We start from the raw sequence: 17,241 nt of genomic DNA, 5'->3' as shown, positions 1-17,241 counted from the left end.
CATGCAACTCGATCAAGCGTGAGTGTGCCTTCGCTTTCGATCAGAAGAACGATGCGCCAAAGGTCACCATCACAGTACGACCTTCCAGCAGCGAGTAGTAAGGCGCCGTGGGATACAGCGTCGTACCGTTCACGTCCTTGATGCCGTTAGGATTGGACGCGAGAAAAGCCGTGATGTTGTTGGCGTTGGTAAGCGCTTGACGGTCCGCCAGGTTGTAGAGGTTCAGCTTGATATACGGCTTGTTGAACCACGAGGAAAAATTACTGAAACGCCAGCCCGCGCTGAGATTGAGCGTGGTGTAGCCGCCGACTTTTTCCGTGTTCGACCAGTCGCCATAGATAGAACCTCGGTATTTGGCGTCAAGACTCGCCCAGAATGGTCCATTGTCGTAGCCCAAGCGCACATAGCCAGTATTCTTTGGCGTATTCAGAAAGGTCTTGCCGTCCGTGTTGTAGATGCCGTCGCCAAGCTTGCTTGGCGAAATACCTGGGCCTGGGTTGATGGTGTCGGTATTGAGGTCCGTTTCCAAAGTCGATTTGGTGTAAGCGTAAGAGCCGTAAAGAGTCCACTCGGGCGTGATCTTGAAGCTGGCTTCCGTGTTCAGGCCGCGCATGTGCACTTTCGGTATCGATATATAAACCGACTGGAACGTGTTCTCGTCGAAGCCGCTGACCTGCTTGTTGTTGAGATTGGACGCATACGCATCGACGCTCGCCGAGAACCTGTCGTCGTAATAGCGCCAACCCAGGTCGACGGTGGTCGCAGTTTCCGGCTTGTTGTTGACGACGTTGTCCGCTGGAACACACTTCGGACAATTAGCGTTGAGGTAAGCGATAGTTGCTCCATTCTGCAGGACTGCCCCGTTGATTGGTGCGCGGAACGTTTTGCCGATGCCGAAATAGAACTGGTTCTTCTCATTCAACTGAAACTTGGCACCTGCCGTCGGGCTCCATTTGTTATACGTTTGGCTGCTTTGATCGACGCCATACCCTGCATAACCGCTGCGTACCGAGCCCGGATACTGGTAATCGAAACCGCTGCGCTTTTCGGACAGAAAAGACGCGCCGGCGGTAAACGTCCAGAAATCGTTCGGCGTCCAAGTATCGGTGGCGAACGCTTTGCGCGTTTCCGTGACCGTGTACTCGTTATAAGCCTTTTGCACGGTGCCATCGGGATAACGAATCAAATCCGACAGCCCCTGGATGTCCGAAGGCACGCCGGTCACCGGGTTCACCGGCGTATAGGCTTGACTCTGCTCCTGGCGCGGACGCTCGTACCAAAAGCCGTATTCGAGGCTGTTGTTCTGGCCAAAGTCCTGATTGAACTTCACCGTGACGCCAGGGCGCATGGTGTAGGTATTGCTGATGGAATACGCCAAGGCCTTGGCGTTCTTGCCGCCGACAACGCCATTACCGTTCAGATCCTGATTGCTGTACTGGTACCAGTTCAGCGGCTGCGTCGATTCAGTAAAAATGCCCGCGCCGCCGCCGCCGCCGTTGCCGTACCAGAAGTAAGGCACCACCGACAGACGAAGGTCATCGCTCAGCTTGAACTCGCCATCGAGGCTGACCATGGCGCTGGTGAACGGGTTGGTACGCAGTTTGTAATAGCAAGCTGCGTTGTTCTGGGGAGAATTACCGGAACAGTACGTCGTACTGGTCGAACCGAGATTTGCCGCGTTGAAGACGCTGGCGTATCCCTGGTTGTAGCCGCCTGAGGCAATCTGCGCCTTGGTCAGGCTTTCATAGGTGTTGTTGGACTCGCGATTGTATTGAAAAGATGCGGCGATCGAGTTGTTGTCGTCGATCGTCCAGATCGATTTGCCATCCACCTTGTTCACGTTTTGCGTACCCGCCCCGCGCCACAGATCGGCCTTGTTATTGGAGTAGGACAACCACGAGCGTACCGAGCCGATGTCGCCCGTATTGAAGCGAACGAAAGTACGCTCATAGCTATTGCTGCCGAAAGTCTGACTCACATCCACGCCGGCTTTATGCGATGGGTCGATCGTCGCCCAGGCGATCGACCCGCCAGCCGCGCCGCTGATCGGCGTGTCCACATCGGGATAGCCTTGCAGCACGGTGATGTCGCCATAGTTTTCGCTGTCGCCGTATTCGGTCGAGTAGACCTTGTAGTTGCCGCTGTCGTTTGCCGGTACACCGTTAACGGTGGTGCCGATTTCATCGCTGGTGAAACCGCGGATGCTGTAGTTGCCGTTAGCCAGGCCGGTGTAATCGTCGGTCGAGGCATTGACACCGGGGATGCTGTCGATCATCTGCACGAACGTGGCACCCGGCGCCGCCTTGACGATGGCGTCGCGGGTGATCGTGGAAACAGCTTTAGGTGCCGTCTGCACCGACATCAAGCCACCACCGAGCGAAAGCGACTGCCCCTTCACCTGCACCGCCGTCAGCTCCTGCACGCGCTTGGTGTCATTAGACGTGGTGGTGTTGGAGGTACTGGAGACGCCGACGCGCGGCGTGGCCTGCGTGTTGGCAGCCGGATCGGTCGCCGTCTGCGCCATGACCATGCCCGAACCCATGACGCAGGCAAGCGCGATCGCGGCAGATAGGTGGCTTCGCTTCATTTGGATAGTTCCCTGTTGAGTCGTGAATGAGTTACTGCGGCCCGCACCTGCGCGTGACGCGATGCGGGCATTGACCAGTGCGCGAAAGATCGCGTCTGAGTCCGCGAATGCTGATTTGCCTTGGCTGGAAGGCCGACATCGTCAGGCACTTCGAGCGGTGAAGCGTTTACCCGATTAGGATGTGCAACCACGTTCCCGGAATTTCTGCTGCTGAAAGCGCATGATTCCACGCGAATTTTACAGGGTCTTTACAAAAGTTTCATTCAATCCGTATCCGTAATATATTGCGACTCCGGATCGTTTGACGCATGCCGTGAGTCTCCAAGCCGCATCCGCGGGCAACAAACGAACTTTCCGGCTTCGCAAGATATGGAGAGCGTCGAGGAAGGCGGCCGATATCGCATGAACATTCGACGCGGGAAATTGACCCGGTACCGCCCATCAATCTTCGAATCGCCCCTATGCGCTGAATACGGAGAGCAGCCGCAGCCTTGACCCGCCGGCTCAAGCGGCCTTGCCCAGATAGCGCGCGCGCTTGGCCGGCTTGAGCCGGGCCAGATCCAGCATCACCAGCCCGTCGACGCAGCCGGAAAAATCGGGATCTTCGCCAAAGTCGAGAAACTGCACACCGTCCGCGTCGACCAGATCCACGTACTGGCGATATAGCACGGGCAGGCTCACGCCCAGCGCGTCCAGATGGTGCTTGAGCTTGCCCAGACCGGCCGACGCGTCGAGCCCCTGCAGGGCCTGCCGTACGCCGTCGCTGACATCGCTGGAGATGACGAAGGGCCGACGCGCTGCGGCCAGGCCCGGTCTGCCGAAATAATACTGATGCGCGGCGACGATCCATTCGCGCGCTTCGCGAGGCATGGTTACCGACATGCTGACCGGGCCGAACATGTAGCGCAGATCCGGGTGCCGCTGCAGATAAAGCCCGATCCCCTGCCACAGCTGATCGAGCGCGCGCGAGCGCCAGTACGCCGGCGCCACGAAGCTTCGCCCCAGCTCCAGCCCCTGCGCGAGGCGTGACTCCAACGCTGGCGAATAATGAAACAGGCTGGCCGTGTAAAGCCCGGCCATGCCGCGCTCGGCGAGCAGGCGGCCGCCGTGACCAAGCCGGTAGGAGCCGACGATGCGCAATGCCCTGGTATCCCACAGCACCAGATGCTCGTAATGCGGGTCGTAGACATCGAGATCGCGGCGCGTGCCGGTGCCCTCGCCCACCTTGCGAAAGGTAAGTTCACGCAGGCGGCCGATCTCGCGCATTACCGGGCTGTCGAGCGCGCCCTTGAACAGCCACGCCTGCTTGCCGTCACCGAGATAGGCGAGCTTTTCGGACTGCATCAACTCGGCCGCCACCTGATCGACCGGCTCCGGATGGGCCAGCGGCGCCTGCCCGCCGAAAATCAGTCCGCGGTGCTGGCCTACGCGGTAGACGTGTCGACGCATCAGCTTCGCTGCCTGCCCGGGCGAACCGCCGCTGCGGCGCGCCAGTTCGTCGGCACCGACCAGCGCACCGATGCTGAAGCCGATGCGTCGGCTGCCGGCCGTCACCGCCTCGCGCGGCAGCATCGCTGTACTCAGCGGTTTGGCCAGCATCGACAGGCCATAGAACATCGCCGAATTGCGCGCGGCGACGTGGATGGGCAACACCGGCACTTTCCTGCGCATAGCCAGTCGCGCAAAGCCGTCCGACCAGCGACCGTCGCGCACGCCGTTGGCGCGCACGCGCGATACCTCCCCAGCGGGAAACACGATCAGCGCCTGGCCTTCCTCCAGCGCGCGATAGATGCCGCGCAGTCGCGAGGCGCTGCCCTTGCCGAACACATTCACAGGCAGCAGCAGCTTTTTCAGCTGCGGCACCACGGCCAGCCAGTCGTTGCCGAGAATCCGCACGTCGCTGCGTACCGAACCGACCAGCTGCAGCATCGCCAGCGCGTCCTGCATGCCCAGCGGATGATTGGCCACCACCAGCAGGCCACCATCGACCGGAATATTTTCGCGCTCGCGCGGGTTGACGTAATAACTCGTGCCGAGCAGGTCGAGCACGCGCTCGACGAAATCGAAACCTTCGGCCGCACCCACCTTGTCCAGCACGCGGTTGAAACCGTCTTCGTCGGCCAACCGGCCCAGCATATCGGCGACGGGGCGGCGGATTCTGGGATGCAGGGCGAGCCAGGGCAACCGCTCGGTGAGGGTCTGTTCGATGGAGAGCATGACCGTGTCCTCAGGTTTTGGCTCATCCTGAAGATCGATTGTTACAGGGGCCTGTCACGCGGACGCCAAACAGAAGTTACTGCGCTGCTTTTCTCACAAACTTACGTGCATGAACGACGCAACGCCCGACATGAACATCTGCACCGACAGCGCAATCAGCAGCATGCCCATCACGCGCTCCAGCGCCGTGAGCACGCTCTCGCCCAGCCAGCGGAACAGATAGGTCGCGCTGAGCAGAATCAGCGACGTGGCCAGCCACGCCAGCAGCAGCGCGGTAACCCAGTCCGCGGTGCGACCAGGCTGAGTGTTAGTGAGCAGCAGCAGCGCCGCCATCGCCGAAGGACCGGCCACGCCGGGGATCGCCATCGGCACGATAAAGGGTTCGCCCTCGCCCGGCTTGCCGAAGATGCCGCCACCGTCGGCCGGCGGAAACACCATACGGATGCCGATCAGAAAAAGCACGATGCCGCCGGCGATGCTGATCGAGTCGGGTTTGAGCTGCAGCAGCTTGAGAATGTGCTGACCGCCGAACAGGAACACCAGCAGCACGCCCAGCGCGATCAGCAGTTCGCGCACCATCACCGCGCGGCGGCGCTTGGGCGGCACGTCCTTCAGCAGGCTCAGAAAAAAAGGGATATTGCCCAGCGGATCCATGATCAGAAACAGCATGATCCCCGCCGACAACGTGGTCATTTCCGTTTCCATAATCCAGCACTCCCCTTGAGGCCACCACAGGATAACCGTTGCCGCATCGGTCGCACCGACGGGTGTTTCAGTTGGCGCGAAGATCCAGCACCTTGCCGCGCGCTTGCGCGGACTGCGCGCCGAGCAGATAGACGGCGGCGTCGGCCGCGGCATCCGGCAGCGGGCGCTGCATGATGTCCTCGCCGAAATACGCCTGCCGCCGCAGCGCCGTGCGCATCGGCGTCGGCAAGAGCGCGTTGACGCGCAGGGGACCGGCATCGTTTTCCTGATGCAGAATCGCCACGAAGCGTTCCAGCGCCGCCTTCGACACGCCGTAGGCGCCCCAGTGCGCGCGTGCCAGCAGATCGGGGTTGTCGAGAACGAAAACCACCGAGCTGTCGACGGCTTGATTGAGTAATGGCATGCACGCCTGCGTCAGCGCGAATGGCGCCGAAACATTGACGTGCAGGGCGCGCAGCCAGTCGTCCGGCTTGTGCATGGCGATCGGGCTGAGCCCGGCAAAACTTGCCGCGGCGTGCACGATGCCATCGAGTCGGCCAAGATCGCGCTCAAGTCCTTCGGCCAGATTTTCGTAGTCGCGCGGCGTGGCCGATTCCATGTCGAGCGGATGGATCACCGGCTCGCTCAAACCTTCGGCGAGCATCGCGTCATACAGGTGCTCGAGCTGACGCTTGCGCTTGCCGGTGATGACCACCGTGGCGCCCGCGCGAGCGGCAGCGCGCGATACGGCCGCGCCCAGTCCGCCGTAAGCGCCGGTGACCAGCACCACGCGATCGCGCAAGGTGTCAGCGGCGGGCGTCCACTGTGCCGGCCATCGGGAAAACGGAAGCGTCATTAATTCGCTATCCCGGCAACGTCATTGGCCATGCGCGCCAGCTCGCCGGAGGCATTCAGGTCTTCGACGATATCGCAGCCTCCGATCAGCTCGCCCTGAATGAACAGCTGCGGGAATGTCGGCCAGTTGGCGAAATGCGGCAGGCCGGAGCGCAGCTGCGGGTCGGCCAGAATATTGACCGCATGGAAATCGGCGCCCGCGTCGGTGAGTGCTTTCGCCGCACGGCTGGAGAAGCCGCACATGGGAAACTGCGGGGTGCCCTTCATGAAAAGCACGATGGGATGTTCGGCGAGAACGGCGCGGATTCGCTCGTTGATATCCATAGGTCGACGTTTCATCTTTACAATGCAGGCAGATCAGTATTGTATCAGTCACCCGCTGGCCGCCGCCCGCTGCGCCGGCCAAACCTCCCCCAGCCACCGCTAAGGAGCCACACCATGGCGATTGAATTGCCCCCGCTTCCGTATGAAAAGAACGCGCTGGAGCCGAACATCTCGGCCGAAACGCTGGAATATCACTACGGCAAGCATCACCAGACCTACGTCACCAACCTCAACAAGCTGATCGAAGGCACCGAGTTCGCCGACGCCAAGCTTGAGGACATCATCAAGAAGTCCTCCGGCGGCGTGTTCAACAACGCCGCGCAGGTCTGGAACCACACGTTCTACTGGAACTCGATGAGCCCCAAGGGCGGCGGCGCGCCGACCGGCAAGCTGGCCGACGCGATCGACAAGGCCTTCGGCTCGTTCGACAAGTTCAAGGAAGAGTTCAGCAAATCGGCCGCCGGCAACTTCGGCTCGGGCTGGACCTGGCTGGTGCAGCGTCCGGACGGATCGCTCGGCATCGTGAACACGTCCAATGCCGCCACGCCGATCACCGGCAGCGACAAGCCGCTGTTCACCACCGACGTGTGGGAACACGCGTACTACATCGATTACCGCAACGCACGCCCGAAGTATGTGGAAGCGTTCTGGAATCTGGTGAACTGGGAATTTGCGGCCAGCAACCTGGCCTGATGCCGGCAGCTACGCAAGAACAAACGGAGCCCATGCGGCTCCGTTTTTTTGTGGTGCAGATTGTGCAGAACCGCGTTCAGCGAAGCGCTTTCACCACCGGGCTCGCCTGCTGGCCACGTCCGAGTGCATCAGCCAGCTCCGTCAAGCGAGCGGCCAGTTCTTTTGCATCCGGCGCACACAGCGTGGCATGGCCAACCTTGCGTCCCGGCCGTGCCTGCTTGCCGTAGTCGTGCCAGTGCCCGTCGACCGCGCGTAAAACCGGCGCAGCCTCCGGCAGATCGCCGATCCAGTTGAACATCGTCGACAGGCCGCGCGCGCCGGTGTCACCCAGCGGCAGGCCGAGCACGGCGCGCACGTGATTCTCGAACTGGCTGGTGTGCGCGCCCTCGATGGTCCAGTGGCCGGAGTTGTGCACCCGCGGCGCCATTTCGTTGCCGAGCAGCTCACCGTCTTTGACAAACAGCTCAAGCGCAAACACGCCGACATAATCCAGCCGCTCGGCCAGCGTCTTTGCCAGCGCGGTGGCGCGCTGCTGCAGCTCGTCGATTGCCGGGGCCGGCGCCAGGCTCATCGACAGCACGCCGTCGACGTGCCAGTTCTGTGTAAGCGGCCAGGTGCGGAAGTCGCCGTCGCGGCCGCGTACGGCGATCACCGACAGCTCGCGCTCGAACGGCACAAACGCTTCCAGAATCAGTCCGAGCGTGGCCGCCTGATCACCCAATGCGGCCCACGCGGCGTCGGCGTCGTCGACGGCTTTGAGCCGGAACTGGCCCTTGCCGTCGTAGCCGAGCCGGCGGGTCTTGAGGATGGCCGGCGCGCCGATGGTCGCCAGTGCCCGGGCGAGATCCCCGCGCGCGTCGACGGCCATGAACTCGGGCGTCATGAGACCGCATTCGCGAAACAGGGTTTTCTCGGTCAGGCGATCCTGTGCGACGGCCAGGGCCTGCGGCGAGGGATGCACGGCCACCCGTTCGGCCAGGCGGCGCGCGGTTTCGGCCGGCACGTTTTCGAAATCGAAAGTGACCGCATCGACCCGGCCGGCAAACGCTTCCAGCGCGGCGGCGTCGGTCCATTCGGCAACCACCAGCGGCGCGACCTGCCCGGCACAGACGTCGCTGGCGCCGTCAACGACCAGGGTCTTGATGCCCAGCGGCGCCGCTGCCAGCGCCAGCATGCGCGCCAGCTGGCCACCGCCCAGAACGCCGACTACCGCCTGCTTGCGCTCGCTCATGGTCGCGGGTCCGGCTGATCGAGCACCGCCTGCGTCTGCCTGGCACGCCAGGCGTCCAGCGCCGCAGCAAGCGCGGCGTCGTGCAGGGCCAGCATGGAGACTGCCAGCAGGCCGGCATTGACCGCGCCTGCGCGACCGATTGCCAGGGTTCCGACCGGGATGCCGGCCGGCATCTGCGCGATCGACAGCAACGAGTCCATGCCGCTGAGCGCCTTGGACTGCACCGGCACGCCGAGCACCGGCAGCCGCGTCTTGGCGGCCAGCATGCCCGGCAGATGCGCGGCCCCACCGGCACCGGCAATGATCACGTGCAGACCGCGGGCAACGGCTTCCTCGGCATAGCGAAACAGCAGATCCGGCGTGCGGTGCGCCGACACGACGCGCACTTCGTGCGGCACGTCGAGCTCTTCGAGCACGCCGACCGCGTGCTGCATGGTTTCCCAGTCCGAGCGCGAGCCCATCACCACGCCAACGCGCAGCGGCTTGCTTGTCGATGTCATGGTCGGGCCGTCCAAAAACGGGTATCGTACTTGCTTTCCCCTGCTCCGGCACACCCCGCCAACCCGCCATGGACAAGCGTCTTCTCGATATTTTGTGCTGCCCTGTCAGCAAGACTCCGGTTCGGCCGCTGAGCAAGCATGAGCTCGAAGCGCTCAACGATGCCGTCGCCGCCGGCAAGGTCGATTCGGTCGCCGGCACGCCTGTCCGGGAAAGGATTTCCGAGGCACTGATCACCACCGATGGCAAGGTGATCTACCGGGTCGAGGATGGCATCCCGGTGATGTTGCCCGAGGAAGGCATCGGCACCGCCCAGCTGACCGACTTTCCGGCGGCCGCCTGAACCGTTTGTGTCGCAGTTCTCGGTTTCGCTATAAATATGCATGACATGCCCCCGGGCCTCGCTTATTGTCAGGCTCGTGCGGGCCATTCGACTCTCACCGCGTGTGGCAACTCCAAGGCGTGGCGATGAAGGAAGTCAGTGACCTCTCGAAAGTAGTCGACCTCGGTCCACGCCTGGATCCTTCCAGCGAGCGGGTCGGCCAGCTGCTGAACGCCGTTCGCGGCATTGCCAACCGGCGGCTGCAGCAGTGGGTGGGTAACGCGTTCGAACACGTGGACGATGCCCTGTTCGATCTGGCTGAAAAAGCCGAAAACAACGCCGCGCAGATGCACTATTTCGACGGCATGCGCGACGTGCGCAAGCGCCGGCCCCTGGTGGAACGCCACTTTCTGGCCACCATCAACCGCGAAGTGGGCGAACTGACCCATCCGAAATCGCCGTCTTCGGCGGCGGCTTCGCCGGGCATCGGCAGCACGGCCGAACTAACGCTGGTGGCGGACAACGAGCTGGAAGAGTCGCTGGCCATCACCAGCATGATCAGCAAGAACGATTCGCGCCTCGCTCGCGACCTGTTTGCCGTCAACCAGCGGCTGTCGGTGATCTGCGGCGGCCATAAGATCGACGACGCCAGCAATCCGGTGGCTCCGGCGATCCTGTCCCAGGCGTTTCGCCAGGCGCTGCGTGAACTCACCGCGGACATGCGCGTCAAGCTGATCATCTACAAGCTCTTCGATCGGTACGTGCTGTCCTCGCTGGAAGAGCTCTACCAGGAAATCAACGACGAGCTGGTCGGAGCCGGCGTCCTGCCGCAACTCCATCACCATGTGGTCCGCGCACCGGCTGCCGCAGGCAGCGTGTCGAGGTCACTGGAGGACGACGTGGTGGCGCGATCAGTCGCCGGCGCCGAAATCGGCGATATTCCCAACGACCTGCTGCAGACGCTGCACGCCCTGTTCAGCGCGCGCCGGGCACCGGCATCGGCTTCTGCGGGTTCGGCCACGGGTCACGATGGCGGCAGCGCAGGCATCGTGTCGTCCGCGCCCCTGCCGTCAGCGCATGAGCTGCTCGGCGCGCTCAGCGTTCTGCAGAACCAGATCGCCAGCGCCGGCCCGTTGCCGCAGGCTGCAACCAGCTCCGATCGCGATGCGGCCGACCTGAGCCGGGAAGTCCAGCAGCTGAAATCGCAGCTGCTGAACCAGATCGGCGCGCTACGCGGCGAGCGCCCCAGCCATGTAGCCACCATCGATGAGGACACCATCGACCTGGTCGGCATGCTGTTCGAATTCATTCTGGAAGATCGCAACCTGCCAGCGCAGATGCAGGTGCTGCTGGCCCGTCTGCAGATTCCCTACCTCAAGGCGGCCATTCTCGACCGCAAGATGTTCGCCCATCGGCAGCATCCCGCGCGTCGCCTCCTCGATGGTCTGGCCGAACAGGCCAAGGGCTGGTCGGACGAGTCCGACCGCGATCGTCGGCTGTATGAAAAAGTCAAAGTCATCGTCGAGAAACTGCTGCACGAATTCGACGACGACATGAGCATTTTCGATCGCCTGCTGGTCGACTTGCAGCAGTTCCACGACATCAACAAGCGCCGCTCCGAGCTGGCCGAGCAGCGCGTGGCCGAGTCCACGCGCGGCCGCGAGAAACTCGAGCTCGCACGTCGGCGCGCCGCGCGCGAAATCATCGATCGCATCGGACAGACACAGCTGCCGCCGCTGGTGCACGGTATTCTTGCGCGTGCCTGGGCCAACCATCTGGTGCTGACCCTGCTTCGGCAAGGCGAGGCATCGAACGAGTTCCGCAGCGCGCTGCATTTTGTCGACGACTTCATCGCCAGCGCCCGCCCGATAATCCATGCTGAAGACCGGCAGCAGTTGCGCCAGACGCTGCCGGGTATCGAACGCGCCCTGCGTCTGGGCCTGGCCAACGTGGCTTTTCAGGAACAGGACATCGAGCGGCTGCTCGGTCAACTGCACGCCTATTATCGCCAGCAGCTCGGCGAAACCGACGGCGAATCGGGAGCAGCGTCCGTCGCGGAAGACACCGCCATGCTGAGCATGCCCGATAGTATTCAGCCCGTTGTCGAGCAGGATGCAAGCCGCGTAGACAGCCGTGCTCCCGAGCCGGCGATGGTGCCGCTGGACAGCCCCGAGTGGCAGCAGGTGCAGGCACTGCAGCCGGGGACATGGATGGAGTTCAGCCATATCGATGAGGCGATGGCGCGCGCGAAACTGTCATGGATCAGCCCGATGACCGGCCGCTACCTGTTCGTCAATCGCCGCGGCCTTAAAGTGGCGGACTACGCGCCGGAAGAGCTCGCGGTGCTGCTGGCCGACGGCAAGGCGACCGTGCTGGCCGCCAATGCGCTGTTCGACCGGGCGATGAGCTCCATCGTCACGCGTCTGAGCCAGCCTGAAAACCCTCCCGTTCCGGATGCCTGATGAGTTCAGCAACAACGTTTGACGCGCCTCCTGCTGCACAGATTTCGGCCGACATCGAACGCGCTTTTGCCGAAGATCTCGGCTCCGGCGACGCTACCGCCGAGCTGCTGCCGGCCCATGCCCGCGCGCAGGCCGAGCTGACCTGCCGCGAAAGTGCCGTCATCGCAGGGATTCCCTGGTTCGAGGCGTGCTTTCGACGGATGGACCCTGACGTGATGATTCAATGGCACACGGCAGACGGTCAGCGCGTCGAACCCGGCAGCGTGATCTGCCGCCTGTCCGGGCGCGCGCGCGCGCTGGTCAGCGCCGAACGCACGGCGCTGAACTTTCTGCAGCTGCTGTCCGGTACGGCCACCCAGACGGCCAAATATGTCACCGCAGTGGCAGGTACTCGTGCCCGCCTTCTGGATACCCGCAAGACGGTGCCGGGAATGCGCGTGGCGCAAAAATACGCGGTGCGCTGCGGGGGCGGCTACAACCAGCGCATGGGTTTGTACGATGCCATTCTGGTCAAGGAAAACCACATCATTGCAGCGGGGAGCATTGCGGCCGCGGTGGAAGCCGGGCGTCGCCTGCATCCGGCGCTGATGCTGGAGGTCGAGGTGGAAAATCTCGACGAGCTGGCGCAGGCCATCGATGCAGGCGTGGACCGGATCATGCTGGACAACTTTCCACGGCCGCTGATGATTGAGGCCGTTGCGTTCACTGCCGGGCGCGTACCCCTGGAAGTGTCCGGCAACGTCGATCTGGAAACCATCGCCGCGTTTGCCCGAACCGGCGTGGACTTCATTTCCGTCGGCGCGCTGACAAAGCACGTCCGCGCGGTGGACCTGTCGCTGAGACTGCGGCTGGACTGACTGGCGCGCGACTCATCGTGGTGAAGATGCCGCCGCCTTGCGTGCAAGCCGGCATGCCCACACACTGCGGGTATGAGTGACATCGAGGACATGCTGCTATTGCTGGTGCTTTGCGCCATCGTGGTGGTGTGGCTGAAGCTCACCTCGGCGCGCGAACGGGCGATGGGCGAAGCCCGCCGGGAATGCGAGCGGCACGGACTGCAGCTGCTCGATGAGAGCGTTGGCCTGCGCGCCCTGCGCATCCGCCGTATCGACGGCCTTCGCCGGATCGAACGCGGCTACTCCTTCGACGTCAGCGTCGACGGCGACGATCGCGAACAGGGCCGGCTGTGGATGATCGGCAGCAGCGTAAGCGGTCTCAGCCTGCCGACAACCAAGCTGGCATCGGCCGAGTCGATCGTGACCGACGCGCTGGCCAAGGCCAAGGCGTCGAGCAATGTCGTGCAGTTGCACCGGGACCGTCGACCGCCGGACGAACGGCTCCACTAGAACTTATCGCGGCAACTTGGCGGCAACCTGTCGAGCTACGGCCGCCCGCTGTCGCGATGCAATCGCAATGATCGGAAAACTGGGTTACTTGACCACGCGAAGATGCGGGGCGCCCCGCTTGGGCTTGTCGCCCTGCTCCGCGCCCGGTGCGGGCGGCGCGTCGTCCGGCACGTCCGGCGGTGGCGGGTTGTCACCACCCTCCTCGGCCGGAAACATCATCCCCTGACCGTTTTCCTGGGCGTACAGGGCGAGCACCGCCTGCACCGGAATATTGATCGTCTGGCTCACGCCGGAGAAACGCGCCGAAAAGCTGATCCACTCATTGCCCAGATCGAGATTGGCCACGGCGCGCATCGCCAGATTAAGCACCACCTGCCCGTTCTTGATCACCTGCGGCGGCACGCGAACGCCCTCGATCAACGCGTCGACCAGCACGTAAGGCGTAAGGTTGTTGTCACTGATCCAGTCGTAAATCGCCCGCAATAAATACGGCCGGTTCGAGCTCATCGCGGTAGGTTCTTTGTTGCTCATCATGCCTGCTCGGGGAGAGGCCGCATGGCCTTCTCCTGGTCGGTCATGCTGCGCGAAAACCCCTGGCTGTGGAACAGGCGCTCGCCGTAATCGATGATCGGCTTGCCTTCCCTGCCAAGATCCACGCCCAGCCACGGCAGGCGCCAGATCACCGGGGCCACCAGACAGTCGACCAGGCTCATTTCCGGATTCAGGAAGAACTTGGCCGCTTTGAACAGCGGCAGGCTGGCCAGAAGCTGTTCGCGCAGGCGCTTGCGCGCGGCGTCGGCCGGCTTGCCTCCGGCACGAATCAGGTCCACTTCGGTAAGCCAGTCTTTCTCGATGCGCACGGCGGCGACGCGAATGCGCGCGCGCGACAGCGGATCGATCGGCATCAGCGGCGGATGCGGATAGCGTTCGTCGAGGTACTCGCAAACCACCGACGTGTCGAACAGCGTGAGATCACGGTCGACCAGCGTGGGCGTCGTCACGTACGGATTGAGATCGATCAGATCTTCCGGGGGATTGGCGTGATCCACGATAACGCGCTCGTAGCTGACGCCCTTGGCGGCCAGCACGAGCCTTGCCCGATGACACTGGATGTCGTCGGCTGTGGTGTACAACGTCAATACGTTGCGCGAGCGAGCGCTCTGAACCATGCGCGTTTCCCTATCGGTGAGACGACGACGGCGGCCCGTGGCCGCCGCAATCGGATGATGCACATCCGGGTGTAATGGACGTTTAATGGACGTCTTTCCAGTATTCCTTGTTGAGCAAATACGCCAGGAAGGTGAATACCGCCAGGAACAGCAGCACCCAGATGCCGTAGTGCTCACGCTGCAGCGCGGCGGGCTCGGAAGCGTACAGCAGGAAGCTGGTCAGATCGCGCATCGACTGCTGGTACTGCGCGGGCGTCATGGTGCCTGGATGCGCGATTTCCAGCTTTTCCACAACGTCGGTCGTACCCGGCTTCATCGTCGCCGTCTGCAGGCCCTGCAGCTCGGCCAGCGGAAACGGCATGGCAGCGTTGGGGAGCACCGTGTTGTTCCAGCCGATCGGGCTGTGCGGATCGAGGTAGAACGAGTTCAGGTAGGTGTAAACCCAGTCCTCACCCTTCGCGCTGACTTCCAGCGACAGATCCGGCGGCGCCTTGCCGAACCACTTGGTCGCCATGTCGGCCGGCATGTGCGAGATCACCTGATCGTCGAACTTGCCGCCGGTGAAGTTGAGGTTCTGCATCACGTCCTGCTCGGACAGGTTCAGATCCTGGGCGATACGCGAATAACGCACGTACTTCAACGAGTGGCAGCCGACGCAGTAGTTGAAGAACATCTTTGCGCCGCGCTGCAGCGATGCCTGATCGCGCACGCTGGCACCGGACGACATCAGCTCCGGCTCTTCCGCCGCCTGCGCCGCCATGCTGCCCGCCAGCAGGCCCAGCGCCAGGAAAAGCACGTACAGAAGCCGCTTCGTGAAATACCGCTGCGTCATCAGAGGCCGCCGTTTGATGAGAATCGTAGGATTAGTCATGCCCGGTCACCCGCTCCGGCACCGGCTTGGTTTTTTCCCAGCCGAAGTGCGTATACGCCCACAGGAACGGGAAGAAGCCGAAGTAGATGATCGTCATCAGACGGCCGAACAGATTTTCCCAGGTGGTCAGGTCAACATGACCGAACAGCTTCGGAATCAATTCCGCCGTGATGCCGGTACCTACTGCGCCGAGGCCCAGAAACGCCACCACGAAGAGTCCCAGCGCCACCTTGTATCCCGTGCCGCGATAGCGGATCGAACGTACCTGGCCACGATCGAACCACGGCATGAAGAACAGCACGGCTATCGCGCCGAACATCGCCAGCACACCCCATACCGCGGTGCCGAAGAACGACGGCACCATGCGCACGATCGCGTAGAACGGAGTGAAGTACCAGACCGGCTTGATCTCGGCCGGAGTCACCAGGTTGTTGGCCATGATCGAGTTGTCGTGCTCGAGGAACCAGCCACCGAAGGTCGGCGCAAAAAAGATGATGAAGGCGGCAACCATCAGCAGGAAGCCGATGCCGACCAGGTCGTGCACCGTGTAGTAAGGATGGAACGGCACGCCGTCAGCCGGCTTGTTGGCATTCCAGCGATTACCCTTCGGCCCGTGTTTGATGTCGACGCCGTCGGGGTTGTTCGAGCCCACTTCGTGCAGCGCAAAGATGTGCAGCACCACCAGCAGCAGCAGCACGATCGGCAGCGCGATCACGTGCAGCGCAAAGAAGCGGTTGAGGGTGGAGTCCGCCGGCAGGAAGTCGCCCATGATCCATTCGACCAGCGTGTTTCCGATGTAGGGAATCGTACCGAACAGCGAGATGATGACCTTTGCGCCCCAGAACGACATGTTGCCCCACGGCAGCACGTAGCCCATGAAGGCCTCGGCCATCAGCACCAGGAAGATCAGCATGCCGAGCAGCCAGACCATCTCGCGCGGCTTCTTGTACGAGCCGTACATCAGGCCGCGGAACATGTGCAGGAACACCACCACGAAGAACAGCGATGCACCGGTGGAATGCATGTAGCGGATCAGCCAGCCCCACTCCACGTCGCGCATGATGTACTGCACCGAGTCGAACGCGCCCGCCGCACTCGGGTTGTAGTTCATCGTGAGGAAGATGCCGGTGAGAATCTGGTTGACCAGCACCACCATCGCCAGCACACCGAAGTAGTACCAGAGATTGAAATTCTTCGGCGCGTAGTATTCGCTCATGTGCTTGCGATAGAACGGTGCAAGCCCCGGCGCGCGTTCGCCAACCCAGTCGCCGATGTTGCTCAATACGTTGGCCATTACGCAGCTCCCTTCGGATCGACGCCAATCTGGATCGTCGTATCGTCGATGAAGTGATACGGCGGAATCTGCATGTTCTTCGGGGCGGGCACGCCCTGGTACACGCGGCCGGCCATGTCGTAACGCGAGTGATGGCAGGGGCAGTAGTAGCCGCCCTTCCAGTTCGGGTCGAACGGCTCGGGCTTGATTTCACCCACGTAGCCCGGCACACAGCCGAGGTGGGTGCAGATGCCGATCATGACCAGCCACTCGGGCTTGATCGAGCGCGCCTCGTTCTGCGCGTACTTCGGCTGCTGCTGCGCCGAGGCGCCGTCGGACTTGGGGTCCACCAGACGCGAATCCTGCGTGGGCAAGGTCGCCAGCTGGTCCTTGGTCCGGTTGACGATAAAGACCGGCAGGCTGCGCCAGCCGACGATGAGCTGCTGGCCACTCTCGATTTTGGCGAGCGACTGGGTGACCGGAGCACCGGCCGCCTTGGCTCTTGCGCTGGGCTCCCATGACTTGATGAAGGGCACCGCCACCGAAACGACCCCGACACCCCCGACCACTGCAGTGGCTGCTGTCAGGAAACGGCGGCGGCCGTGGTCGACAACTTCATTCGCCATCAGGCTCTCCGGAAGTGTTTCAGGGATGGGGTTTGGGACCCCTCAAAAATCGCGTTAGTGTAGCGTCAGGCCATCACCCATAC

Annotated in this window: 17 protein-coding genes; 5 read left to right on the top strand and 12 right to left on the bottom strand. The window is 62.7% G+C overall.

The window, feature by feature from the left end; translation table 11 throughout:
• Nucleotides 1-40 precede the first annotated feature (40 nt).
• The 5 genes from ACDK93_RS05665 to grxD all read right to left on the bottom strand — a co-directional run bounded on the left by ACDK93_RS05665 (nucleotide 41) and on the right by grxD (nucleotide 6,667).
• Nucleotides 41-2,587 carry a TonB-dependent receptor gene (locus ACDK93_RS05665; RefSeq protein ID WP_458071625.1) on the bottom strand — a complete coding sequence of 849 codons (2,547 nt, stop codon included), beginning with the start codon at nucleotides 2,585-2,587 and terminating at the stop codon, nucleotides 41-43.
• Between the two features lie 504 nt (nucleotides 2,588-3,091).
• Nucleotides 3,092-4,804 (bottom strand): GNAT family N-acyltransferase, encoded by a 1,713-nt coding sequence (locus ACDK93_RS05660; protein ID WP_458071624.1) that lies wholly within the window; start codon nucleotides 4,802-4,804, stop codon nucleotides 3,092-3,094.
• A 93-nt stretch (nucleotides 4,805-4,897) separates the two neighbouring features.
• Nucleotides 4,898-5,497: a YhgN family NAAT transporter gene (locus ACDK93_RS05655; protein WP_458071623.1), complete on the bottom strand. Its 600-nt coding sequence runs from the start codon at nucleotides 5,495-5,497 to the stop codon at nucleotides 4,898-4,900.
• Between the two features lie 79 nt (nucleotides 5,498-5,576).
• The gene (locus tag ACDK93_RS05650; RefSeq protein WP_458071622.1) at nucleotides 5,577-6,344 is read right to left on the bottom strand and encodes an SDR family NAD(P)-dependent oxidoreductase; all 768 of its coding nucleotides are present in this window, start codon (nucleotides 6,342-6,344) and stop codon (nucleotides 5,577-5,579) included.
• Nucleotides 6,344-6,667 carry a Grx4 family monothiol glutaredoxin gene (grxD, locus tag ACDK93_RS05645; protein WP_458072356.1) on the bottom strand — a complete coding sequence of 108 codons (324 nt, stop codon included), beginning with the start codon at nucleotides 6,665-6,667 and terminating at the stop codon, nucleotides 6,344-6,346. The genes ACDK93_RS05650 and grxD overlap by 1 nt, the downstream gene beginning before the upstream one ends.
• A 114-nt stretch (nucleotides 6,668-6,781) precedes the next feature.
• On the opposite strand from grxD, the gene ACDK93_RS05640 reads away from it, so the two are divergent.
• Nucleotides 6,782-7,360: a superoxide dismutase gene (locus ACDK93_RS05640; protein ID WP_458071621.1), complete on the top strand. Its 579-nt coding sequence runs from the start codon at nucleotides 6,782-6,784 to the stop codon at nucleotides 7,358-7,360.
• 76 nt (nucleotides 7,361-7,436) lie between these two features.
• Here ACDK93_RS05640 and ACDK93_RS05635 read toward each other — a convergent pair whose 3' ends face one another.
• Both ACDK93_RS05635 and purE read right to left on the bottom strand, forming a co-directional pair.
• Complete coding sequence (locus ACDK93_RS05635; RefSeq protein WP_458071620.1) at nucleotides 7,437-8,591, bottom strand: 5-(carboxyamino)imidazole ribonucleotide synthase; 1,155 nt, start codon at nucleotides 8,589-8,591, stop codon at nucleotides 7,437-7,439.
• A complete protein-coding gene (gene purE, locus ACDK93_RS05630) occupies nucleotides 8,588-9,091 on the bottom strand; it encodes a 5-(carboxyamino)imidazole ribonucleotide mutase (RefSeq protein WP_458071619.1) in 504 nt (167 codons plus the stop codon). Before purE ends, ACDK93_RS05635 begins: the two co-directional genes overlap by 4 nt.
• Before the next feature lie 68 nt (nucleotides 9,092-9,159).
• Between purE and ACDK93_RS05625 the strand changes: the two genes are divergently transcribed.
• From ACDK93_RS05625 to ACDK93_RS05610, 4 genes are all read left to right on the top strand, one after another.
• Entirely contained in the window at nucleotides 9,160-9,432 is a 273-nt protein-coding gene (locus ACDK93_RS05625; protein ID WP_458071618.1) for a Trm112 family protein, read from the top strand.
• A gap of 125 nt (nucleotides 9,433-9,557) precedes the next feature.
• Entirely contained in the window at nucleotides 9,558-11,873 is a 2,316-nt protein-coding gene (locus ACDK93_RS05620; protein WP_458071617.1) for a DUF1631 domain-containing protein, read from the top strand.
• The gene (gene nadC, locus ACDK93_RS05615; RefSeq protein WP_458071616.1) at nucleotides 11,873-12,730 is read left to right on the top strand and encodes a carboxylating nicotinate-nucleotide diphosphorylase; all 858 of its coding nucleotides are present in this window, start codon (nucleotides 11,873-11,875) and stop codon (nucleotides 12,728-12,730) included. Before ACDK93_RS05620 ends, nadC begins: the two co-directional genes overlap by 1 nt.
• Before the next feature lie 72 nt (nucleotides 12,731-12,802).
• Nucleotides 12,803-13,219, top strand: coding sequence for a DUF3301 domain-containing protein (locus ACDK93_RS05610; RefSeq protein WP_458071615.1), 417 nt, complete (start codon nucleotides 12,803-12,805; stop codon nucleotides 13,217-13,219).
• Nucleotides 13,220-13,303: 84 nt separating this feature from the next.
• On the opposite strand, the gene ACDK93_RS05605 is transcribed toward ACDK93_RS05610, so the two are convergent.
• From ACDK93_RS05605 to petA, 5 genes are all read right to left on the bottom strand, one after another.
• The gene (locus ACDK93_RS05605; RefSeq protein ID WP_458072354.1) at nucleotides 13,304-13,726 is read right to left on the bottom strand and encodes a ClpXP protease specificity-enhancing factor; all 423 of its coding nucleotides are present in this window, start codon (nucleotides 13,724-13,726) and stop codon (nucleotides 13,304-13,306) included.
• Nucleotides 13,727-13,749: 23 nt separating this feature from the next.
• Complete coding sequence (locus ACDK93_RS05600; protein ID WP_458071614.1) at nucleotides 13,750-14,388, bottom strand: glutathione S-transferase N-terminal domain-containing protein; 639 nt, start codon at nucleotides 14,386-14,388, stop codon at nucleotides 13,750-13,752.
• An 82-nt stretch (nucleotides 14,389-14,470) separates the two neighbouring features.
• Nucleotides 14,471-15,220: a cytochrome c1 gene (locus tag ACDK93_RS05595; RefSeq protein ID WP_458072353.1), complete on the bottom strand. Its 750-nt coding sequence runs from the start codon at nucleotides 15,218-15,220 to the stop codon at nucleotides 14,471-14,473.
• Nucleotides 15,221-15,251: 31 nt separating this feature from the next.
• On the bottom strand, nucleotides 15,252-16,553 hold the full coding sequence (locus ACDK93_RS05590; protein WP_458071612.1) for a cytochrome b: 1,302 nt from the start codon (nucleotides 16,551-16,553) through the stop codon (nucleotides 15,252-15,254).
• Nucleotides 16,553-17,158, bottom strand: coding sequence for a ubiquinol-cytochrome c reductase iron-sulfur subunit (petA, locus tag ACDK93_RS05585; RefSeq protein WP_458071611.1), 606 nt, complete (start codon nucleotides 17,156-17,158; stop codon nucleotides 16,553-16,555). The genes ACDK93_RS05590 and petA overlap by 1 nt, the downstream gene beginning before the upstream one ends.
• Nucleotides 17,159-17,241 lie beyond the last annotated feature (83 nt).

The organism is Rhodanobacter sp. BL-MT-08 (assembly GCF_054161255.1).
Note: the sequence above shows the minus strand (reverse complement) of the source record. Positions and strands in the feature narration are given on the sequence as shown.